The sequence below is a fragment of the Ramlibacter sp. genome, from assembly GCF_035706265.1.
Lineage (GTDB): Bacteria > Pseudomonadota > Gammaproteobacteria > Burkholderiales > Burkholderiaceae_C > Ramlibacter.
In genome coordinates this window covers 1-21,296 of sequence record NZ_DASSVG010000673.1, presented here as the reverse complement: position 1 = coordinate 21,296, position 21,296 = coordinate 1, and the positions used below count along the sequence as shown (strand labels likewise).

Here is a 21,296-nt window from a genome sequence, read left to right as displayed (position 1 = left end):
AAAGAATCGAAGTGAACTTCACTTCTCTTCATATGAGCGTTTGATTTGTTCCGAAGAACTTGGCAACTCGCGCCACCACCATCAAACGCCCACGCTTATCGGCTGTATGTTGTTAACGATCCTTCGCCTCCAAAACCAGCTCTTCGCCAGCTCCTTCGGCTTGCCCCGCTGCGATCAGCGAAGCCCTCGATTATGACTGATTTTGAAGAGATCCGTCAACTCTTTTCGCTGTTTTCTTTGCGAACCGCGCTTCGGCTGGACCGTCGTCGCGTTTCGCCATCGTCATCAGCGAAGCCTTCGATTCTACACCGACTTTCGTCGGCCCGGTTCGGAAGGCCTCTGTCGACCCGCATTCGCCTTCGGCGTGCGCCGATCAACAGAGCCACGGACTATAGCACAGGGAAAACACCTAGGACAAATCGGTGAGCGGCAAGGAGCGATGCCGCTGCCCCGTCAGCGCGAACAGTGCCCCCGCGAGAGCCGGCGCCAAGGGCGGAACGCCCGGCTCACCCACGCCGCTGGGCGCGCGCGCGCTCGGCACGATGTACGTCTCCACCTGGGGCGCAAGGGCCAGCCGCAGCATCGGATAGTCGGGGAAGTTCCGCTGCTGCACGACGCCGCGCCGGATGTCGACGCGGCCATGCAGCGCCGCGCTCAGCGCGAACACCACCGCTCCCTCCATCTGTTGCGCGACGATCTGCGGATTGACGACGGTGCCGCAGTCGATGGCACAGACCACCCGGTGCACGCGCGGCAAGGGCCCCTGCAGCGAGACCTCCACCACCTGCGCGACCACCGAGCCGAAGGACTCGTGCAGGGCCAGCCCACGCGCGCGTCCCGCGGGCAGCGGCACCCGCTCCCAGCCCGATCGTTCCGCGGCCAGGTTCAGCACCGCGAGGTGGCGCGGCGAGTCGCGCAGCAGGTTGCGCCGCAGCACCAGCGGGTCCTGCCGCAGCTGCGCCGCGATCTCGTCGATGAAGGACTCGAGAAAGAAGGCGTTGTGCGAATGCCCCACCGAGCGCCAGAAGCCCACGGGCACGCCGCTGCGCGTGAAGACGTGCTGGATGCGCTGGTGGGCGAACGCATACGGTTGATCGAACAGCCCCTCGGCGCCCGTCTTGTCCGGCAGGTCGATCGGGCCCGCAAGACCCGGCGCAGCGCGTTCCATCCACCGCGGCGCGATCGCGTCGCCCGCAGACCGGATCTGCAGCGCCAGGGGCTGCCCCTGCCGGTCCAGCGTCGCACGCAGCCGCGCCACCTGCGCCGGCCGGTAGAAATCGTGCGTGGTGTCCTCCTCGCGTGGCCAGATCAGCTGCACGGGCACGCCGGGCAGGTCCATCGCCACCCGCACGGCCTGCGCCACATAGTCCACCTCCAGCCGCCGGCCGAAGCCGCCGCCCAGGTACGTGACGTGCAGTTCCACCCGCTCGACGGGCACGCCGGCCACCCGCGCCGCAGCCTCGCGGCACGATTGCGGCACCTGGGTCGGCGCCCAGACTTCCACCCGCCCGCCTTCGACCCGCGCCGTCGCATTCATCGGCTCCAGCGTGGCGTGCGCGAGGTAGGGCGCCCTGTACCAGGCCTCGATCGTGCGGGAGCCCTCCCCCGCCGCGACCGCTTCGACATTGCCCTCGCTGTAGAAGGTGAAGCCTTCGCGCGAGCGAACCGCCTCTTCCAGCCGCCGAGCGATGGCAGCGGAGTCCGGGCCCCCGCCCGGGCCGGCGCGCCACTCCACCTCCACCGCCTGCGCGGCCCGCTGTGCCTGCCAGAAGCTCGAAGCCACCACCGCGAAGCCCGCACTGGATCCCGCGTACGCCGGCAGCTGGACGAGGCGCTCGACCCCCGGCAGCGCCAGCGCCTCTGCGGCGTCGATGCGTCCCGGCGCTCCGCCCAGCGAAGGCGCCAGCCGCAGCGCCGCATAGCGCATCCCCGGCAGCCGCACGTCGATGCCGAAGCGGGCCTGCCCGTTGACCTTGGACGCCAGATCCAGGCGCGGCGCCGGCCGGCCGATCACGCGCCACTGCTTGCGCTCCTTGAGTTGCACCTGCCCGGGCGGCGTGGACGCGGCCTCCCGCGCCAGTTCGCCGTAGCCGGCGCGGCGCCCGGACGGATGCGAAACCACGCCGTCGCTCACCTGGAATTCTTCCGTCGGCAACTTCCAGCGCAGCGAAGCCGCGCCGAGCAGCGAGGCGCGCGCGGTGGCGGCGGCGAGCCGCACCGTGTCCCAGGCATCGGCCACGCTCGAGGACCCGCCCGTCGCATTGAGGCCCAGCTCGCGTCCGACCTTGCCCACCAGCCAGCGCCCCGCCTTCACGCGCCCGAATCCGTCCTCGCGCTCTTCCTCGCGCGGGTGGAAGGGCAGGTAGCCGTACAGCATGGCCACGTTGCCGTAGATCGCATCCCAGCCGGCCTGCTCGAGCCGCACCGCCGACAGCGGCACGTCGAGTTCTTCGGCGGCGAGCTGTGGCAGTGCCGTATGCACGCCCTGCCCCATCTCGCTGCGCGGCATGGCCAGCACCACGCCGCCGTCGGGAAGGATCTTGATCCAGCCATTGAGCGCGAAGTCGCCCTCGCCCGGCGCCATCAGCCGCGCCAGGCCGATGCGCGAGCGCTGCGGCAGGGCCAGCCAGCCCACCAGCAGCGCGCCCATGCCGGCTGTCGTCCCCAGCAGCCAGGCCCGCCGCTTCACGCGCGCATCCCCGCCGCCCGCTTGATGGCCGCGCGCACGCGCTGGTAGGTGCCGCAGCGACAGATGTTGGTCATCGCCAGTTCGATGTCGGCGTCGGTCGGCTTGGGCTTCTTCTCCAGCAGCGCCGCCGCGGCCATCAGCATGCCGCTCTGGCAGTAGCCGCACTGCGGCACCTGTTCGGCGATCCACGCGGCCTGCAGCGGGTGCGGCTTGCCGGCCGTACCCAGGCCTTCGATCGTCTGGATCGCTCGCGCGCCGACACTGGCCACGGGCGTCATGCACGAGCGCACGGCCTGGCCGTCGATGCGCACGGTGCAGGCGCCACAGGCGCCGATGCCGCAGCCGTACTTGGTGCCCGTCATCTGCAGCAGGTCGCGCAGCACCCACAGCAGCGGCATCGCGGGATCCGCCTGCACCGGCACGCGCTTGCCATTGATGTTCAGGTCCACGGAACCCCTCCCTTAGCCAGCAGATCCGACTATAGCCACGCACCCTTCCGCCGGTCATCCGGCGGCGCCCGCTCGGCGGCGGTGCTAACCTCGCTGGCTTTCGCTGCGCATCATGGCCCTCATCACCCTCGCGGACGCCCAGCTCGCCTTCGGTCACGTCGCACTGCTGGACCACGCGGATTTCTCGCTGGAGGCCGGCGAGCGCGTGGGCCTGATCGGCCGCAACGGCGCCGGCAAGTCCTCGCTGCTGCGCATCCTGGCCGGCCTGGAGCTGCCCGACGACGGCGAGGTCCAGCGCCAGCAGGGCCTGCACGCTGCCTTCGTCGCGCAGGAGCCGCTGCTGCCCGAGGAAGCCACCGTGTTCGAGGCGGTGCGCATCGGGCTGGCCGACGTGATCGCGCTGGTCGACGAGTTCACCCATCACGGCAGCGGCGACCTCGACCGGCTGCACGCGCTGCAGGCCCGCATCGAGGCGCAGGACGGCTGGAACTGGCGCCAGCGCGTCGACGAAACGCTGCACCGCCTGCACCTGGAGCCGGAGGCGCCGATCGCCTCACTCTCGGGCGGCAATCGCAAGCGGGTGGCGCTGGCGCAGGCCCTGGTGCGGCGCCCCGACGTACTGCTGCTCGACGAACCCACCAACCACCTCGACCTCGATTCGATCGAGTGGCTGGAAAACCTGTTGCTGGAGTTCCGCGGCAGCGTGGTGCTGATCACGCACGACCGCACTTTCCTGGACCGCGTCGCCACCCGCATCGTCGAACTCGATCGCGGCCGGCTGCTGTCCTACCCCGGCAACTTCACCCAGTACCAGGCGCTCAAGCAGGAACAGCTCGCGCAGGAGGCGGTGATCAACGCCCGGGCCGACAAGCTGCTGGCGCAGGAGGAAGTCTGGGTGCGCAAGGGCGTGGAGGCACGCCGCACCCGCGCGCAGGGCCGCATCACGCGCCTGGAGCAGTTGCGCGCCCGCCGTGCCGCGCGGCGCGAAGCGCTCGGGCGCGTCAGCATGGACGTGGCCACCGGCCAGCCGAGCGGCAAGATCGTGGCCGAACTCACGCACGTGACGAAGGCTTTCGGCGACAAGGTGGTGGTGCGCGACTTCAGCAGCACCATCCTGCGCGGCGACAAGGTGGGCCTGGTGGGGCCCAACGGCGCCGGCAAGACCACGCTGCTCAAGCTGATCCTGGGCGAACTCGCGCCCGACAGCGGCCGCGTGCGCCTGGGCACCAACCTGCAGGTGGCCTACTTCGACCAGATGCGCAGCGCGCTGGACCCCGATGCGACGCTGGAGGACTTCATCAGCCCCGGCAGCGAATGGATCGAGATCGGCCGCCAGCGCAAGCACGTCAAGAGCTACCTGGGCGACTTCCTGTTCTCGCCCGCGCGCTCGGGCTCGCCGGTGCGTTCGCTCTCCGGCGGCGAGCGCAACCGGCTGCTGCTCGCGCGCCTGTTCGCGCGGCCCGCCAACGTGCTGGTGCTCGACGAGCCCACCAACGACCTCGACATCGACACGCTGGAACTGCTGGAGGAACTGCTGCAGGACTACGAGGGCACCGTGTTCCTCGTCAGCCATGACCGCGCCTTCCTCGACAACGTCGTCACCAGCACGATCGCCTTCGAAGGCGACGGCCGCTGGCGCGAATACGAGGGCGGCGTCGAGGACTGGCTCACGCAGTCGAAGCGCGCGCGCGAACTCGCCGAGGCGGCGAGCGGCCCCGCCGCCGCCCCGGTGCGGGAGAAACCTGCCGCACCCGCCGCCGCCACCCCGGCCCCCAAGCGCAAGCTGGGCTACAAGGAACAGCGCGAACTCGAGGCGCTGCCCGCGCGCATCGAGGCGCTGGAGCAGGAGCAGAAGGCGATCCAGGCCGAACTCTCCGCCGGCGCGGTGTACCGCGACGACCCCGCCCGCGCCGCGCAACTCGCGCAACGCAGCGAACAGATCGAAGACGAACTGATGGCGGCACTGGAGCGCTGGGAGGCGCTGGGTCAGCTGTAGGCGCGCACCGGCAAGCAAAGCCGGTCCTTGCCGACCCGGCCGCAGCCCCGCCACGCGGGCTGCACGGCTACAGTGCCTGCACCCATGTCCACCTGCAGTCCCGCGATCGCCGCGCGCTCCTTCCAGTCCTTGTGGCTGCTCCTGCTGCGATGCCTCGCGATCGCGTTCCTGCTCGGGGGCGCGGGCGGCTGCGCGAGCCTGCCGGCCAACGAAGGACGCACCGCCTCCACCGCCTTCAACCAGCCGGAGCTCACGCCCCTGGGGCAGCTGGTGCAGGCGCGCCGGGCCGAAGCCGGCACGCGCAGCGATTCGGCCTTCCACCTCCTCGACGCCGTCGATGCGGCGCTCTCCAGCCGGCTCGCGCTGATCGCGGGCGCGCAGCGCAGCCTCGACCTGCAGTACTACGCCATCCACGCCGACGCCAGCACCGAGGTGCTGCTGCAAGGGCTGCGCGATGCGGCCCGGCGCGGCGTGCACGTGCGCATCCTGCTGGACGACTTCAACTCCGTGGGCGAAGACGCGCAGGTGCTGCGCCTCGCCTTCGAGCCCAACGTGGAGATCCGCCTGTTCAACCCCCTGCCCGGCAACCGCAGCAACATGATCGGGCGCATCCTCACCTCGCTGCACGACGTCGGCCGCATGCAGAAGCGCATGCACAACAAGCTGTTCCTGGCCGACAACGCCTGGGGCATCACGGGTGGCCGCAACCTGGGCGACCGCTATTTCGGCAGTGGCGACAAGCAGAACTTCGTGGATCTCGACGTGCTCGCGGCCGGCCGCATCGTGCGCGACATGTCCGTGAGCTTCGATCGCTTCTGGAACGACGAGCTCGCCTATCCGGTGCAGACGCTGCTCGATCCGGAGGACCTGGATCGCCTGCGCAAGCCGGAGCCGGGCTCCGCGACACGGACTTCCGACGCGCAGCCCCCCGGTCCGGTGCTGCCGGTCACGGTCTCGCCGACGGTGCTGCCTTCGGTCACGCCCACGGCGGTGGTCGCGGCCGATCGCCCGCCCATGGACCTGCGCAGCGTCCCGCTCGTCTGGGCACCGTCCATCCTGCTGGTGGACGAGCCGGGCAAGGTGGGCCCGGGCGACGACGAGGTCAACGCCGGCGACACCGTCGTCGACGGCCTGCTGGCGCTGATGCAGCAGGCACGGCGCGACGTCCTGATCATCTCGCCCTACTTCGTGCCGGGGCAGCGCATGATGGCCGTGTACGGGCAACTGCGCCAGCGCGGCGTGCGCATCCGCGTGCTGACCAACTCGCTCGCGTCCAACGATGCACCGGCAGCGCACGCGGGCTATGCCCGCTACCGGCAGGCGCTGCTGGACATGGGCGTCGAGCTGTACGAGATGCGCTCCGATCCCGAAACCGCGGCGGACCTGCTGGGAAGCAGCGGGCAGCGGCGCGGCAGCGGTGGCCTGTTCGGCGGCGGCCCCGGCGGCTCCAAGAGCAGCACCTCGCGCGCCAGCCTGCATTCCAAGGCGGTGATCATCGACGGCCTGCTGTCGGTGATCGGCTCGATGAACCTCGACCTGCGCTCGCAGCTGAAGAACAGCGAAGTGGCGCTGGTGGTGCGCAGCGCCGCGCTCGCGCAGCAGGGAACGAAGCAGATCGAGGACACGTTGAAGACCGCGGCCTACCGCCTTGAGCGGCGCGGCAATCGCCTGCACTGGCGCGCGCCGCCCGGCGCGGGCTTCGGCGACGAGGACAGCGAGCCCGGCGCGAGCGCGCGGCTGAAGCTGCTGGTACGTGTGCTCGGCCCGTTCGCGCCCGACCAGATGCTCTGAAGCTCAGAGCTTCTTCACCAGCTCGCCGTACTTCTTCCAGAACGCCGCGTCCTGCGTGGTCGCGAAGTTGATGCGCATCAGCGTGCTGGGCTTGCGCTGGGCATGGAACAGCGCGCCCGGTGCCAGCAGGTAGCCCTCGTCCAGCATGCGCTGCGAGAGGGCGTCGGTGTCCACGCCCGTGTCCACCCAGCCGAACAGGCCTGCCGGCTCGGCAACGAATTGGCAGCCCGCGTGCAGCGCCAGCTTCACGCTGCGGCTGCGGGCCAGGTCCAGCCGGGTGCGGATGCGCTCGCAGTGGCGGCGCAACTGCCCCTGCTCGATGCACACCGCGAGCGCCTTCTCCAGCAGGGCGGGCGTGGTGAGCGTGGTCAGCATCTTGGTGTCCAGCAGCGGCTCCACCAGCGCTTCCGGCGCGGCCACGTACCCGATGCGCCAGTTGGGCGCCAGGATCTTGGCGAAGCCGCCGACATAGATCGTGCGCTGCAGGCCGTCCAGCGCCGACAGGCGCGTCGCGTGCGCCGGCGCGATGTGGCTGTAGGTGTCGTCCTCGACGATGTGGAAGTCGTGCTGGTTGGCCAGCTGCAGCAGCCGGTGCGCGCTGCCCGGCGACAGGCAATAGCTGGTCGGGTTGTGGAACACGCTCACGCTGACGTACAGCTTCGGCTTGTGGACCTCGCAGTACTTCGCCATCAGCTGCAGGTCCGGTCCGTCGGCGCGCCGCGGCACCGGCAGCAGGTGCATGCCCAGGGCCGAGAGCCGCGCGAATTCCACCGCCCAGCCCGGCTCCTCCACCATCACCGGATCGCCGGGGCGCAGCAGCGTGCGGCTGACGATGTCCAGCGCGTGGGTGGCGCCGACGGTGGTGACGATGTGCTCCGGCGGCGCCGGTACGTCCAGCGCGGCCAGCTTGGCCGAGAGCGCGCGCCGCAGCCCGGCATCGCCCAAGGGCTCGCCGTACTGCAGCGAGAAGGCGTGCAGCGCCTGCGTGTTCGTCACCTTGCGCACCGCCGTCGAGAGGAAGGTGGTCTCGAGCCACTCGGTCGGGAACACGCCCATGCCGGGCTGCGGCTTGTTGCTCGCGCGGTGGAACATGCCGCGGATCAGCGAGGTGGCATCCACCGGCGCCGGTCCGCGCGTGCTGGCGCGGCGCTGCGGACGCCCCGGCGCGCCCTCCTGGGGCGCCGCCTCCCGCACGAAGAAGCCGCGGTTCTTGCGCGCCTCCACGAGACCCTGCGCCAGCAGCTGGTCGTAGGCCGCGACCACGGTCGAAGGGCTCACGCCCTGCTGCTCGGCGCACTGGCGCACCGACGGCAGGCGCGCCCCGGGCGCCAGCAAGCGGTTGCGGATGCGCTCGCCGAAGCGGGCGGCGAGCTGGTCGGTGAGCGACTGGGACGAGGCCTTGAGCAGCATGGCGGGTTCCTGTCTGTACTGCCGCGGCGGGCAATACAGCGCATCTTGTGATCTGGCAAAGTGTACTGGAAGTGTACTGATCCCGGCCCGTACATTGGCTCCATGCACATCGCACCTCCCTCCCACCGAGGAACCCGCCCGTGACGCCCGTGGAACGCCACGGCCTGTGGCTCGGCGTCGCCGGCGTGGCCATCTTCGCCCTCACCCTGCCGATGACACGGCTGGCCGTGGGCACGCCGGAGGCGCCGCTGCTCTCCGGCGTGTTCGTCGCCCTCGGCCGTGCCGCCGTGGCCGGTGTGCTGTCGCTCCTGTTCCTGCTCGCCGCCCGGGCGCCGCTGCCGCGCGGCGGCGAATGGCGCGCGCTGGCCATCACGGCGGCCGGCGTGGTGTTCGGCTTCCCGGTCTGCACCTCGATCGCCATGCGCTACGTGGAGGCCGTGCACGCGAGCGTGATCGTCGGCGTGCTGCCGCTGGCGACCGCGCTGGTCGGCGCCCTGCTGCACCGCCAGCGCCCTTCGCGCGGCTTCTGGGTCTGCGCCGGCCTCGGCAGCGTGCTGGTGGTCGCCTTCGCCCTGCTGCGCTCGGGCAGCACCCTGAGCCTGCACGGCGCCGACGCCCTGCTGCTCGCCGCCATGGCGTTCGCCGCCGTCGGCTATGCCTGGGGCGCGCGGCTGTCGCAGCGCATGCGCGCCGAATACGTGATCTGCTGGGCGCTGGTGCTCACCCTGCCGCTGACGGTGCCGCTCGCCTACTGGACCCGGCCGCAGATCGCCATTCCGGCCAGCGCCTGGTGGGGCTTCGGCTACGTCGCCGTGTTCTCGATGTGGATCGGCTTCTTCGCCTGGTACCGCGGGCTCGCGCAAGGCGGCACCGTGCGCGTGAGCCAGGTGCAGCTGCTGCAGCCTTTCCTGAGCATGGTGTTCGCCGTGCCGCTGCTGGGCGAGCGGCTCGACGCGCTCAGCGTCGGTTTCGCGCTGGCCGTGATCGCCACGGTCTTCGTCGGCCGCCGCATGCCCGTCGGCCGCGCCCCCGCCCCTCCCGTCCTCTCCCCTGCCGTGGAATCCCGATGAAAGCCAACGACCTGCAGCCCCAGCCGGGCTGGACCCTGGCGCGCCGCGCCGAACGCATGAACCCCTCCGTGATCCGCGAGATCCTGAAGGTCACGGAACGCCCGGGCATCATCAGCTTCGCCGGCGGCCTGCCTTCGCCGCTCACCTTCCCGGTCGAGGCCTTCCGCGCCGCCTGCGAGCAGGTGCTGAGCGAGGACGGCCGCGGTGCCCTGCAGTACGCCGCCAGCGAAGGCTACGGGCCGCTGCGCGAGGCGGTGGCCGCGCTGCTGCCCTGGAATGTCGATCCCGCCCAGGTGCTGATCACCACCGGCTCGCAGCAGGGGCTGGACCTGGTGGCGAAGGTGCTGGTGGACCACGGCAGCCGGGTGCTGGTCGAAACACCCACCTACCTGGGCGCACTGCAGGCCTTCGCACCGATGGAGCCCGAAGTGACGGGCGTGGCGAGCGACGCCGAGGGCGTGGACCTCGCCGACCTCGCGCGCCGCCGCGCCGGAGCGCGCTTCCTCTACGTGCTGTCCAATTTCCAGAACCCCACCGGCCGCACCATGAGCGAGGCGCGCCGGCAGGCGCTGGTGCAGACGGCGCGCGAGCTCGCGCTGCCGCTGGTGGAAGACAACCCCTACGGCGAGCTGTGGTTCGACGCGCCTCCGCCGCCGCCGCTGGCAGCGCGCTATCCCGAAGGCACGATCTACCTCGGCTCATTCTCCAAGGTGCTGTCGCCCGGCCTGCGCCTGGGCTATATGGTGGCGCCGCCGGAAATCCTGCCCAAGCTGCTGCAAGCCAAGCAGGCGGCCGACCTGCACAGCCCCAGCTTCAACCAGCGGCTGGTGGCCGAGGTGCTGCGCGACGGCTTCCTGGAGCGCCATGTCCCCACCATCCGCGCGCTGTACAAGGCGCAGCGCGACGCCATGCTGGAAGCGCTGGCGCGCGAGATGCGCGGCCTCGACGTGCAGTGGAACGCGCCCGACGGCGGCATGTTCCTGTGGGCGCGGCTGCCGGCCGGCATGGACGCAGTGCAGGTGCTGCCGCACGCGGTGGAGCGCGGCGTCGCCTTCGTTCCCGGCTCGCCCTTCTATGCGGACGCGGCGGATGCGCGTACCCTGCGCCTTTCGTTCGTGACGGCCACGCGCGAGCAGATCGACGCCGGCATCGCTGCCCTGGCCGCCACCCTCCGCGACCTCGCCACCCGCTGAACCATGAGCCTGCGCCCCTTCAAGCAAGTCGACGTGTTCACCTCCGTGCCCTACCGCGGCAACCCGCTGGCGGTGGTGCTCGATGGCGAGGGCCTGTCCGAAGAGCAGATGCAGCAGTTCTGCAACTGGACCAACCTGTCCGAAGCCACCTTCCTGCTGCCGCCCACGCAAGCCGGCGCGGATTACCGCGTGCGCATCTTCTCGCCCGGCCGCGAGCTGCTGTTCGCCGGCCACCCCACGCTGGGCAGCTGCCATGCCTGGCTGGAGGCGGGCGGGCGGCCGCGCGGCGAGCAGATCGTGCAGGAGTGCGGCGTCGGCCTGGTGAAGCTGCAGCGCACCGGCGAGCGCCTCGCCTTCGCCGCGCCGCCGCTGCGCCGCAGCGGCCCGCTGCCGGAAGACGACGTGGCGTTGATCGCGCGCGGGCTCGGCGTGGCCCGCAGCGACATCGTCGACCACGCCTGGTGCGACAACGGGCCCGCCTGGCGCGGCGTGCTGCTGAAGTCCGCCGAACAGGTGCTGGCGCTGAAGCCCGAGGGCGCCATCCTCGCGGGCCTCGACGTCGGCGTGGTCGGCCCGCGCGGCAAGGTCGGCGTGGTGGGCACGCGGCCGGCGGGCGACGGCTGCCTGTTCGAGGTGCGCGCCTTCTTCCCCGGCAACAACGGCCTGACGGAGGATCCGGTCACGGGCAGCCTGAACGCCGCACTCGCGCAATGGCTGATCGGCGCCGGTATCGCGCCGCGCAGCTACGTGGCCAGCCAGGGCACGGCCCTGGGCCGCGCGGGCCGGGTGCACGTGGAGCGCGACGACGCGGGCGAGACCTGGATCGGCGGCGCCTCGGTCACCTGCATCGACGGCCAGGTGAGGCTGTGAACATGAGCTCCCACGCTCGTTCACTTCGTGTAACTCGCTGCTGCCCCCCGAGGGGGCCCTCAGCGCCCTTCGGGCGGCCGGGCGGGCGCTGAGATGCACGCCCGCATCGATCACCTGGTGGTGGGCGCCGAGAGCCTGGAGCAGGGCGTGGCCTGGTGCGAGGCCACGCTGGGCGTGGTGCCGGGTTCCGGCGGCGAGCATCCGCTCATGGGCACGCACAACCGGCTGCTGCGCATCGCCACGGTCGATTTCCCGCGCGCCTACTTCGAGATCATCGCCGTGCAACCCGGCCGCGCGCCCCAGCGGCCGCGGCGCTGGTTCGACCTCGACGACGAGGCCCTGCGCGACCGGCTGCGGCGCGAAGGGCCGCGGCTGCTGCACTACGTGGCCAGCGTGCCGGACGTGCGTTCGGCGGTGCGCGCCTGGCGGGAGCTCGGGATCGAGCGCGGCGACGTGGTTGCGGCCTCGCGCGAGACGCCGCGCGGGCTGCTGCAGTGGCAGATCACGATCCGGCCCGACGGCCAGCGCCTGTTCGACGGCGTGCTGCCGACGCTGATCGAATGGGGCGAGACGCATCCGGCGCCGGGCCTGCCCGAATCGGGCGTCACGCTGGCGAGCCTGTCCGCGACGCATCCGGAAGCGGCGCGCCTGCGCAGCGCGCACGAGGCGATCGGGCTCGAGGCCGTCACGCTCCAGGAAGGCCCGGCGCAATTGCGCGCGGTACTGGCCACGCCGCGCGGCCGCGTCACCCTCGCGTCCTGAGCCGCGCCGCGGCTTTGCCAGAATGGGCGCATGGGCACCCTCTACCTCGTCCGCCATGGCCAGGCCTCCTTCGGCGCCGCCGACTACGACCAGCTCAGCGAGCTCGGCCAGCGCCAGGCGCGGCGCCTGGGAGAGTACTTCGCGGGGCGCGGCCTGCACTTCGACGGCCTGATCGCGGGCACCCTGCGCCGGCACAAGCAGACGCTGGCCGGGATCCTCGAAGGCATGAACCGGGCCGGCGAACATCTCGCTTGGGAAGGCCTCAACGAATACGACAGCGCCGCGCTGATCGCCACCGTGCATCCCGGCGAGTTGCCCAAGCCCGATTCGCCGGAGCTGTACCGGCACCACTTCCGCCTGCTGCGCGATGCGATGGGGCGCTGGATGGCCGGCGAGACGCGGCCGGTCGGCATGCCCAGCTACGCCGAGTTCGTGGCCGGCGTGACCAGCGCGCTCGACCACGTGCGCGCCAACCACTATGGCCAGAACGTGCTGGTGGTCACCAGCGGCGGCCCGATCTCGACGGCGGTCGGCGCCGTGCTGGGGACGAAGCCCGAAGCGACCATCGACCTGAACATGCGCATCCGCAACACGGCGATCACGGAGTTCGCGTTCACGCCGAAGCGGCATTCGCTGCTCACGTTCAATGCCATTCCGCACCTCGATGCGCCGGAGTACCGGGAGTGGGTCACTTACGCGTGAGGGCCCTCCTCACCCCGCCGCGAACCGGATCCGCCACGCCCGCCGCGCATCCGGCAGCGCCACCTCCGGCTCGAAGGTCGCGCCGTGCAGGGCTGCCACCTTCTCCACCACGCGATGCCCGAGGCCCAGCCGCAGCGGCTGCAGCGGTGGCGTGGCTTCGCCGGGCGGACCGGCATGCTGCTGGCCGTCGTCGGCCACCTGCAGGGCGCGGGCGGCGGGATCGAGTTCCACTTCGACCTGGGTGCCGCGCGGCGTGTGCGCCAGCGCGTTCTGCACCAGGTTGCGCAACGCCAGCTCCAGCAGCACCGGGTGACCCGAGAGCGGGAACGGCCCGGGACTGGACAAGCCCAGCTCGCGCCCGCCGGCATGCGCGTGCGGCGCGAACTCCGACACCACGCGCCGCGCCAGCGCGTCCAGGTCCACCGGCTGCGCCGCCTCGTGCAGTTCGGCGCGGCTGGCGCGCGCCAGCGCCAGCAGGTGCGCCAGCACCTCGCCGGCCCGCAGCGCGTCCTCCTCCAGCCGGCCCAGCGCCTCCTGCCGCGCGGGGCCCGGCGGCGCCTCGCGCGCACTGCGCGCCTGCAGCGCCAGCGAGGCGAGCGGCGTGCGCAGTTCGTGGGCGAATTCGTTGGCCAGCGCCCGTTCGCGCGTGAGCGCCGCGTGGTAGCGCTCCACCAGCCGGTTGATCGCGTCGACGTTGGCGGCGAGCTCCTGGAAGCGCACCGGATCCTCGATCTTCTGCGCCTCCTGCGTGTCGAGCGCGTGCACCTGCTGCGCGAGCCGCCGCAGCGGCCGCAGGCCCCGGTGGATCGCCAGCCCCAGCACCAGCGCCACCACCGGCAGCAGCCAGAGACCCGGCTCCACCACCTGGCCGGCGATGTCGGCGGCCAGTTCGTCCCGCTCGCGCTGCGACAGCAGCACCGTCAGGCGGTTGCCGCGTTGCTCGTCCCAGCGCGAGAAGGCGCGCCAGGGCTGCGGCGGATCCCCCAGCTGCAGGGTGGCGAAGCCGTCGGGGGCCGTGAAGGGCGGCAGCGGTGCGTCGCCGGTGCGCGCCAGCACCCGGCCGGCCGAATCCCACAGCACGACACTGATGGAGCGCTGGTAGTCGTGCGCCTTCAGTTCGTGCGGCGACTGCGTGGGCGGCAGCACCACCTGCGGCGTGAGGCCGCGCGGCGCCAGCGGCATCAGCAGCGCGCTGACGCTGGCGAGATGGCCGTCGGTCAGTTCGTCGGCCTCCTGCTCACCGGTCTGGTAGCCGAAGGCGATGAACGTCGCCCACACCAGCACCAGGGCGCCCAGCACCCACGCGAGCAGGTGGCGCGTGAGGCTGGGGCCGCGGCGGGCGTTCACGCGGCCGGCTCCGCCGGAACGTAGTAGCCCACGCCGCGCACGGTGCGGATCAGGCCTTCGCCCAGCTTGCGCCGCAGCCGGTGCACGTGCACCTCGATCGCGTTGCTCTCCAGCACGCTGTCGAAGTTGTACAGCTTGGCCTCCAGCTGCGGGCGTGACAGCACGTGCGGCCGCGCCTCCATCAGCGCCAGCAGCACCGAGAACTCGCGGGTGGAGACGTCCACCGGCGCGCCGGCGCGCTGCACGGCGCGCGCCGCCGGATCGATCTCGATCTCGCCATAGCGGATGGTGGGCTGGGCGCGGCCGGCCAGCCGCCGCCGCAGGGCGCGCATGCGGGCCGCCAGTTCGTCCGGGTCGAAGGGCTTGGTCAGGTAGTCGTCGGCACCCAGGTCGAGGCCGGCGATGCGCGAGGCGACCTGGTCGCGCGCGGTCATGATCAATACGGGCGTGGCCGGGTCCGGCAGTCGCCCGGCGGGCGCGGCGCGCAGCCGCCGCAGCAGCTCAGTGCCATCGCCGTCGGCCAGGCCCAGGTCCAGCAGCACCACGTCGTAGGCCTCCGCGGCCAGCGCGGTCCAGGCGCCGGCCAGGCCGGGCATGCAGTCCACGGCGTGGCCGGCCCGCCCCAGGTGGGCCGCCAGCCCGCCGGCGATGCCTTGGTCGTCTTCCACCACCAGCACGCGCATGGCGCGATTGTGCCGTTAAGGACTGCTTAATCCTTGCGCCGGAGCATGCGTTGCATGAGAAGGGGAAGCGCGCCGTCCGAAGCCGGCTGGATCACGTTGGGGCTCTTGATGCTGGCGCTGGCCTGGGACGCGAGCGGCCTGGACTTGCCGCTGGCGCGCCTGGCGGGGTCGGCCGCGGGATTCGCGCTGCGCGAGCACTGGCTGCTGGCCGGCGTGGCCCACGAGGGCGCCCGCCGCGTCGCCTGGCTGCTGGCGCTGGCCCTCTGCCTGGGCGTGTGGTGGCCGATCGGGCCGCTGGCGCGCCTGACGCAGGGCGAGCGGACGCAACTGGCGCTGACGACGCTGCTCGGGGCCCTGGCGGTAGCAATCCTCAAGGCGGGCAGCCATACGAGCTGCCCCTGGGAACTCGGCGAGTTCGGCGGACTCGCTCAATACGCCTCGCACTGGAGCCTGCGGCCCGATGGCGGCGCCGGCCATTGCTTCCCGGCCGGACACGCGGCCTCGGGATTCACCTTCGTCGGGGGATACTTCGCATTCCGGCGGTCCGACGCGCAGCGCGCGCGGGCCTGGCTGGTCGGCGCGCTGGCGGCTGGCCTGCTGCTGGGGCTGGCGCAGCAATGGCGCGGCGCCCATTTCATGAGCCATACGTTGTGGAGCGCCGCCGTGTGCTGGGCCACGGCCTGCGTGGTGGATGCGGCCTGGCCGCGCAGGTGGCGGCTCGAGAGGATTTGAGGAATTGGAAGAACGACAGCCGCGGCGGGTTCCCGCCGCATTCCTGGTCGGCGGCGCGAGCGCCTGGATGGCCACCGCCGGCAATGCCGCCCTGTGGCGTGAACTGCAGAGCCTGGGCATCGCCCAGGCCCAGGGTGGCTGGCTGCTGTCGCTCACCCTGGCCGGGATGGTCGGCGCCGCGCTCTATGCGCTGCTGAGCCTGTTCGCCTGGAAACGGGTGCTCAAGCCCGCCATCGTGCTGCTGCTGGTGGCCACCGCGGCCGGGGCGCACTTCATGTGGACCTACCGCATCGTGATCGACGGCGCGATGGCCACCAACACCCTGCAGACCGACTGGGCCGAAGCGCGCGCCCTGCTCACGCCCCGCTTCGCCGCCACGGTGCTGCTGGGCGGCCTGTTGCCGGCCTGGCTGGTGTGGCGCGTCGGCGTGGCGCACCGTCCCTGGAAGCAGCAGGCCTTGCGCAACCTGACCGGCCTGGGCGCCGGGCTCGCCGTCGTGGTGGTGCTGATCCTCCTGAGCTTCCAGCCGCTGGCCTCCACGATGCGCAACCACACCCAGCTGCGCTACCTGCTCAATCCGCTCAACCAGCTCTGGGCCGTGGGGCAGTCGACCCTGGGCCAGCGCAAGGTCAAGGGTCCGCTGGCACCGCTCGGCCGCGATGCCAGGCTGGCGGCGGCCCCGCCGGGCGCCAAGCCGCGCCTGCTGGTGCTGGTGCTGGGCGAAACGGGGCGCAGCGGCAACTTCGGCATCAACGGCTACGAGCGCGACACCACGCCGGAGCTGGCGCGCGCGCAGGCGGTGAGCTTCCGCAACGCCTGGGCCTGCGGCACCAGTACCGCCGCCTCGGTGCCCTGCATGTTCTCGCACCTGGGGCGCGAGGGCTTCCTGGCGCGCACGCAGGAATCCGAGAACCTGCTGGACGTGCTGCAGCACGCCGGCCTCGCCGTGCTGTGGATCGACAACCAGCCGGGCGGCTGCAAGGGCGTGTGCGCGCGCATTCCGAACGTGAACACCTCCGCCACCAAGGACGCAGCCCTGTGCCCCGGCGGCGAATGCCGCGACGAGATCCTGGTGCAGGGCCTCGACGAGCGCCTCGCGCAGCTGCCGGAGGCGCAGCGCCGCAAGGGCGTGGTGCTGGTGATGCACCAGATGGGAAGCCACGGCCCGGCCTATGCGCAGCGCACGCCGCCGGCGTTCAAGAAGTTCATGCCGGAGTGCACCAGCAGCCACCTGCCGGATTGCAGCGCGGAGCAGCTGCGCAATGCCTACGACAACACCATCGCGTACACCGACCACGTGCTGGGCGCCGCCATCGGCTGGCTGCGCTCGCGCGCCGACTACGACGGCGCCCTGCTCTATGTGGCCGACCACGGCGAATCCCTGGGCGAGAACAACCTGTACCTGCACGGCCTGCCCTATGCCATCGCGCCGGACGTGCAGAAGCACGTGCCCTGGGTCACGTGGATGTCGCCCGGCTTCCAGCAGGCCAGCGGCGTCACCATGCAGTGCCTGCGCGAGCACGCCGACGCGCGCATCACGCACGACCACCTGTTCCACTCCGTGCTCGGATTGATGCAGGTCGGCACCGCCGCCTACCGGCGCGGCTTCGACGCCTACGCCGGCTGCGAGGCGCCCTGAGCCCGCGTCCCCGCTAAACTGCCGCCATGGACAGCAGCGGCGCCGAGGAGCAAGCCACCTGGTGGGTGGTGTGCCTGTGCGCCGCCTGGTGCGGCGTCTGCCGCGAATGGCAGCCCACCTTCGCCGCCCAGGCCCGCGCCAACACGCACCTGCGCTTCGCCTGGGTCGACGTCGAGGACGAAGACGAGGCGATGGGCGACGTCGACATCGAGACCTTTCCCACCCTGATGGTGGCGCGCGGCGACGAAGTGCTGTTCCTCGGCCCCATCCCGCCCTCCAGCACCCAGTTCACGCGGCTGCTGGCCACCCTCCAAGCTCAACCTCGCCCCGCACCCGGGGTGGGCGCCGAAGCCGCCGCGCTGCTGCAGCGCCTGAAGCCGGAAGTACTCCCCCAGGCGCTGGTCTGACGAGGTAGGGCCGCTCCTACACCCGGCAGCATTCGTGCCTGACGAGCGTAGTGCGCACTTGCAAGCTCAATCACACCATGGCTGGCGCAGACCCGCCATGCAGTTCCAACACTCAGTTTGCAAGGAGATCCTCAGATGGCTTCCAACAACCAGGGCAACCAGGGCGGCAAATCCAACCGCGGCTTCGCCTCCATGGACCCGCAGCGCCAGCGCGAGATCGCGAGCGAAGGCGGGCGCGCGGCCCACGAGAAGGGCACGGCGCACGAGTTCACGTCCGAAGAGGCCCGCGAGGCCGGCCGCAAGGGCGGCATGGCCCGCAGCGCCAACCGGCGCAGCGCCATGGGCAACCAGAGCAGCGCCAGCAGCAGCTCGCACGCGAGCGGCAGCAACAGCGGCGGCGGCAGCTCCGGCAGCTCGAGCCACGGCGGCTCGCAGGGCAGCAGCGGCGGCGGCTCGCACAGCAGCGGCGGCGGCAGCAGCGAGCACTGACAGCTCGGATCGGGGCAAGGTCTCCACTCGCGCCACAAGGCCGCCCTCCGGCGGCCTTGTCTTTTGCTTCATTCCCCGAACTGCCACTCGCCGATCAGGCGCACCCGGGCATCCAGGTCATCGGGCAGGCCGTCCCCTGGCGCGGGCTCCGGCGCAGGCTCCTTGCCGACGATCTCCGCCGGCGCAGCCTCGCGCACCGGCGCGGCGGGCTGCTGCGGCACGGCGGGAAGCTGGAAGACGGAAGAGAAACGCATCGGTTCACCTGCCGGGCAGTTTGGCAGCGAACCATGACACAACTGTTTCGGGTTTTCACCCGCAGCTCCTCTTTCCGCACGCAAGCGTGGCCGAACCGCAACTGCCCCTCCATCGGGAGGATGGACGCGCGGTGCGTTCTGCACCGCGTCGGCTCGTTCACGTCACGCGTTCAGTGCTTCTGCGACTGCGACTGCGATTGGGACTGCGTGCCGGTCTCGGAGCGATCGGGCTCCGCGGGCGAGGAAATGTCGCCCAGCGACATGGCCACGTCGACTTCGTCTTCCGGGTTCTTGGCCGCGATGTCGCCGAGGGAAACGATGCCGACCAGGCGCTGCTCGCCATCGACCACCGGCAGGCGGCGGATCTGCGCTTCGGCCATCTCGCTCAGCACGCGGTCCACGTCGTCGCCTTCGCGGGCGCAGCGCACGTGCGAGCTCATGACGTCGGCCAGCTTCATGGCCTTGAGTTCGCCCTGCTGCGCCGCCACGCCGCGCACCACGATGTCGCGGTCGGTGACCATGCCGACCAGCTTCTCGCCGTCGCACACGGGGATCACGCCCACGTTCAGTTCGTCCATGCACCGGGCCGCAGCCACCACCGAGTCGCTGGGGGTGAGCGTGCGCACGTCGCGCGTCATGACATCTGCCACCGTCGTCATCGAGTTCTCCTTCGCGTGTGGGAAGGGGCACGGCGGGCGCCGCGCCCTTGCGCCCAATCTAGCGAGGCGGCGCTCCCGTGCTATCGGCCCGCTCGCAAGCTGGCGTAGGACGGTGCGGCTCAGGCGCCGGGAAGGTAAAGCGTCGCGGGACGCTCGCCGGCGAGCGCCTGCAGCAGGTTGGTGGTGGCCAGACGAGCCATCGCGTAGCGCGTCTCGTGCGTCGCCGAGCCGATGTGCGGCAGCGGCGTGACGCGCGGATGGCGCCGCAGGGGCGAATCCTGCGGCAGCGGCTCGACCGCGAACACGTCCAGGGCCGCCGCCCGCAGATGGCCGGAGTCGAGCGCCTGCAGCAGCGCCGGCTCCTGCACGGTCGCGCCGCGACCGCCGTTGACGAAGATCGCGCCGGGCTTCATCAGGGCGAACTCGCGCGCACCCATGAGGCCGCGGGTCTGCTCGGTCAGCGGCAGCGTCGCGGCGACGATGTCGGCGCGCTGCAGCAGTTCATCGAGCGGCAGGTGCGTCGCCCGCCCGGCCAGTTCCGGCACGTCGACGGCCACCGGGTTGTGGTACAGCACCGGCATGCCGAAGCCCAGCGCGGCGCGCCGGGCCACGGCCTGGCCAATGCGGCCGAAGCCGAGGATGCCCAGCGTCTTGCCATGCACGTCCCAGCCGAACAGGTCCTCGCCGATGTTGCGGTCCCAGCGGCCTTCGCGCACGTGGTTGGAGAGTTCGACGATGCGGCGGCTGGCGGCCATGACCAACGCGAACACGGTGTCCGCGGTAGTTTCGGTCAGCACGCCCGGTGTGTGGCACAGGAGGATGCCGCGCTCCTGCAGCGCCGCGATCGGATAGTTGTCGACGCCCACCGAGATCGAGGAGATCACCTCCAGCCGCGGGGCGCGTTCGAGCAGCTCCGGCGTGATGCGGTAGCTGGAGCCGATCAGGCCCTGCGCCTGCGGCAGGGCCGCCTCGAAGGCGGCCAGCTGCGGGGGCTTGCGCGGGTTGGCGATCGTCACGTCGTGCAGGGCCGTGATGCGCGCCAGCTGGTCGTCCGGCAGCTCGCGGAACACCAGCACGGACTTGCGCGGCGCGCTCACAGCCCCGCCGCCTCCAGCTCGGCGCGCGTGGGCAGGCCTTCGGTGTCGCCCGGCACCTGCACGGCGCGGGCGCCGATCCAGGCGCCGCGGCGCACCGCATCGGGCACGTTGCGGCCTTCGAGCAGGGCGCTCACCACACCCACCGCGAAGCCGTCGCCGGCGCCCACCGTGTCCACCACTTCACGCACGGGGAAGCCGGCGATGTGGCCGGCGCCGTTCAGGCCGTCGAAGTACGCGCCCTCGGGGCCGAGCTTCACCGTCACCAGGCTGGCGCCGCGCTGGCGGTAGTAGCGGGCGATGCCTTCCGGCGTCTCCTCGCCGGTGAGGAAGCGGCCTTCCTCCAGCCCGGGCAGCACCCAGTCGGCCTGGCAGGCCAGCACGTTGATCTCGCGCCGCATCTCCTCGGCCGAGGCCCACAGCGTCGGCCGCAGGTTGGGATCGAAGGAGATCGTGCCGCCGGCGGCACGCATCACGTCCAGCGTCTTCTGCGCCGCGGCGCGCGCGCTGGGCGAAATCGCGGCGAACACGCCGGTGGCGTGCAGGTGGCGCGCCGAGCGCAGCCAGGCTTCGTCGACGTCGGCCGGGCCCATCTGGCTGGCCGCCGAACCCTTGCGGTGGTATTCCACCGGCGGGTCGCTGCCGTCGGTGACGCGGCCCTTGAACTGGAAGCCGGTGCGCTGGGCGGGATCGCAGGTCACGCGCGAGCAGTCCACGCCTTCGCGCTGCATCTCGGCCAGCAGGTAGCGGCCCATGGAATCGGTGCCCAGGCGGCTCGCCCAGCCCACGCGCAGGCCGAGGCGTGCCATGCCGATGGCGAAATTGGTCTCGGCGCCGGCGGTGCGCTTGGAAAAGCGCATCACCTGCTCCAGCGGGCCGGGCGTCTCGGCGACGAACATCTGCATCATCTCGCCGAAGGTGACCACGTCGTAGCGGATGCCCGTCATGCGCCGGCCCCCAGGCCTGCGGCGGCGGCACGCAGCTGCCGGATCTCGTCGCGGGTGACGGCCAGCAGGTCCTCGCCCGCCAGCGGGTATTCGATCGCCCAGGGCAGCGCGCG

At 71.7% G+C, this 21,296-nt stretch carries 20 protein-coding genes; 11 read left to right on the top strand and 9 right to left on the bottom strand.

The features are described from left to right. Nucleotides 1-409: 409 nt before the first annotated feature. Nucleotides 410-2,689 carry a xanthine dehydrogenase family protein molybdopterin-binding subunit gene (locus VFM98_RS24270; protein ID WP_325112465.1) on the bottom strand — a complete coding sequence of 760 codons (2,280 nt, stop codon included), beginning with the start codon at nucleotides 2,687-2,689 and terminating at the stop codon, nucleotides 410-412. Further along, nucleotides 2,686-3,138 (bottom strand): (2Fe-2S)-binding protein, encoded by a 453-nt coding sequence (locus VFM98_RS24265; protein WP_325112464.1) that lies wholly within the window; start codon nucleotides 3,136-3,138, stop codon nucleotides 2,686-2,688. Before VFM98_RS24265 ends, VFM98_RS24270 begins: the two co-directional genes overlap by 4 nt. Nucleotides 3,139-3,250: 112 nt before the next feature. On the opposite strand from VFM98_RS24265, the gene abc-f reads away from it, so the two are divergent. Together abc-f and VFM98_RS24255 are read left to right on the top strand one after the other, a co-directional pair. After that, on the top strand, nucleotides 3,251-5,134 hold the full coding sequence (abc-f, locus tag VFM98_RS24260; protein ID WP_325112463.1) for a ribosomal protection-like ABC-F family protein: 1,884 nt from the start codon (nucleotides 3,251-3,253) through the stop codon (nucleotides 5,132-5,134). A gap of 84 nt (nucleotides 5,135-5,218) precedes the next feature. After that, a complete protein-coding gene (locus VFM98_RS24255; RefSeq protein WP_325112462.1) occupies nucleotides 5,219-6,925 on the top strand; it encodes a phospholipase D family protein in 1,707 nt (568 codons plus the stop codon). A 3-nt stretch (nucleotides 6,926-6,928) separates the two neighbouring features. Here VFM98_RS24255 and VFM98_RS24250 read toward each other — a convergent pair whose 3' ends face one another. Continuing rightward, nucleotides 6,929-8,335 (bottom strand): PLP-dependent aminotransferase family protein, encoded by a 1,407-nt coding sequence (locus VFM98_RS24250; protein ID WP_325112461.1) that lies wholly within the window; start codon nucleotides 8,333-8,335, stop codon nucleotides 6,929-6,931. Between the two features lie 140 nt (nucleotides 8,336-8,475). Between VFM98_RS24250 and VFM98_RS24245 the strand changes: the two genes are divergently transcribed. The 5 genes from VFM98_RS24245 to VFM98_RS24225 all read left to right on the top strand — a co-directional run bounded on the left by VFM98_RS24245 (nucleotide 8,476) and on the right by VFM98_RS24225 (nucleotide 12,932). Next, a complete protein-coding gene (locus tag VFM98_RS24245) occupies nucleotides 8,476-9,405 on the top strand; it encodes a DMT family transporter (protein WP_325112460.1) in 930 nt (309 codons plus the stop codon). Further along, nucleotides 9,402-10,598 carry a PLP-dependent aminotransferase family protein gene (locus VFM98_RS24240; RefSeq protein ID WP_325112459.1) on the top strand — a complete coding sequence of 399 codons (1,197 nt, stop codon included), beginning with the start codon at nucleotides 9,402-9,404 and terminating at the stop codon, nucleotides 10,596-10,598. Before VFM98_RS24245 ends, VFM98_RS24240 begins: the two co-directional genes overlap by 4 nt. Nucleotides 10,599-10,601: 3 nt before the next feature. After that, on the top strand, nucleotides 10,602-11,468 hold the full coding sequence (locus VFM98_RS24235) for a PhzF family phenazine biosynthesis protein (RefSeq protein WP_325112458.1): 867 nt from the start codon (nucleotides 10,602-10,604) through the stop codon (nucleotides 11,466-11,468). A gap of 93 nt (nucleotides 11,469-11,561) precedes the next feature. Continuing rightward, entirely contained in the window at nucleotides 11,562-12,230 is a 669-nt protein-coding gene (locus VFM98_RS24230; protein WP_325112457.1) for a VOC family protein, read from the top strand. A gap of 30 nt (nucleotides 12,231-12,260) precedes the next feature. Beyond that, entirely contained in the window at nucleotides 12,261-12,932 is a 672-nt protein-coding gene (locus VFM98_RS24225) for a histidine phosphatase family protein (protein ID WP_325112456.1), read from the top strand. 9 nt (nucleotides 12,933-12,941) lie between these two features. Here VFM98_RS24225 and VFM98_RS24220 read toward each other — a convergent pair whose 3' ends face one another. Further along, nucleotides 12,942-14,279: a histidine kinase dimerization/phospho-acceptor domain-containing protein gene (locus VFM98_RS24220; RefSeq protein WP_325112455.1), complete on the bottom strand. Its 1,338-nt coding sequence runs from the start codon at nucleotides 14,277-14,279 to the stop codon at nucleotides 12,942-12,944. Next, entirely contained in the window at nucleotides 14,276-14,962 is a 687-nt protein-coding gene (locus VFM98_RS24215) for a response regulator transcription factor (protein ID WP_325112454.1), read from the bottom strand. The genes VFM98_RS24220 and VFM98_RS24215 overlap by 4 nt, the downstream gene beginning before the upstream one ends. Nucleotides 14,963-15,016: 54 nt before the next feature. On the opposite strand from VFM98_RS24215, the gene VFM98_RS24210 reads away from it, so the two are divergent. From VFM98_RS24210 to VFM98_RS24195, 4 genes are all read left to right on the top strand, one after another. After that, nucleotides 15,017-15,694, top strand: coding sequence for a phosphatase PAP2 family protein (locus VFM98_RS24210; protein WP_325112453.1), 678 nt, complete (start codon nucleotides 15,017-15,019; stop codon nucleotides 15,692-15,694). Nucleotides 15,695-15,698: 4 nt separating this feature from the next. Next, nucleotides 15,699-17,333: a phosphoethanolamine--lipid A transferase gene (locus VFM98_RS24205; RefSeq protein WP_325112452.1), complete on the top strand. Its 1,635-nt coding sequence runs from the start codon at nucleotides 15,699-15,701 to the stop codon at nucleotides 17,331-17,333. A gap of 26 nt (nucleotides 17,334-17,359) precedes the next feature. Then, nucleotides 17,360-17,740 (top strand): thioredoxin family protein, encoded by a 381-nt coding sequence (locus tag VFM98_RS24200; RefSeq protein ID WP_325112451.1) that lies wholly within the window; start codon nucleotides 17,360-17,362, stop codon nucleotides 17,738-17,740. A gap of 135 nt (nucleotides 17,741-17,875) precedes the next feature. After that, nucleotides 17,876-18,229, top strand: coding sequence for a KGG domain-containing protein (locus VFM98_RS24195; RefSeq protein WP_325112450.1), 354 nt, complete (start codon nucleotides 17,876-17,878; stop codon nucleotides 18,227-18,229). A 68-nt stretch (nucleotides 18,230-18,297) separates the two neighbouring features. Here the strand turns inward: VFM98_RS24195 and VFM98_RS24190 are convergent, their stop codons facing one another. From VFM98_RS24190 to VFM98_RS24175, 4 genes are all read right to left on the bottom strand, one after another. Continuing rightward, the gene (locus tag VFM98_RS24190) at nucleotides 18,298-18,483 is read right to left on the bottom strand and encodes a hypothetical protein (RefSeq protein WP_325112449.1); all 186 of its coding nucleotides are present in this window, start codon (nucleotides 18,481-18,483) and stop codon (nucleotides 18,298-18,300) included. A gap of 170 nt (nucleotides 18,484-18,653) precedes the next feature. Next, nucleotides 18,654-19,142, bottom strand: coding sequence for a CBS domain-containing protein (locus tag VFM98_RS24185; protein WP_325112448.1), 489 nt, complete (start codon nucleotides 19,140-19,142; stop codon nucleotides 18,654-18,656). A gap of 119 nt (nucleotides 19,143-19,261) precedes the next feature. Beyond that, the gene (locus tag VFM98_RS24180; RefSeq protein WP_325112447.1) at nucleotides 19,262-20,239 is read right to left on the bottom strand and encodes a D-glycerate dehydrogenase; all 978 of its coding nucleotides are present in this window, start codon (nucleotides 20,237-20,239) and stop codon (nucleotides 19,262-19,264) included. Beyond that, nucleotides 20,236-21,183, bottom strand: a complete 948-nt coding sequence (locus VFM98_RS24175) for a sugar kinase (protein ID WP_325112446.1) — start codon at nucleotides 21,181-21,183, stop codon at nucleotides 20,236-20,238. Before VFM98_RS24175 ends, VFM98_RS24180 begins: the two co-directional genes overlap by 4 nt. Nucleotides 21,184-21,296: the final 113 nt, after the last annotated feature.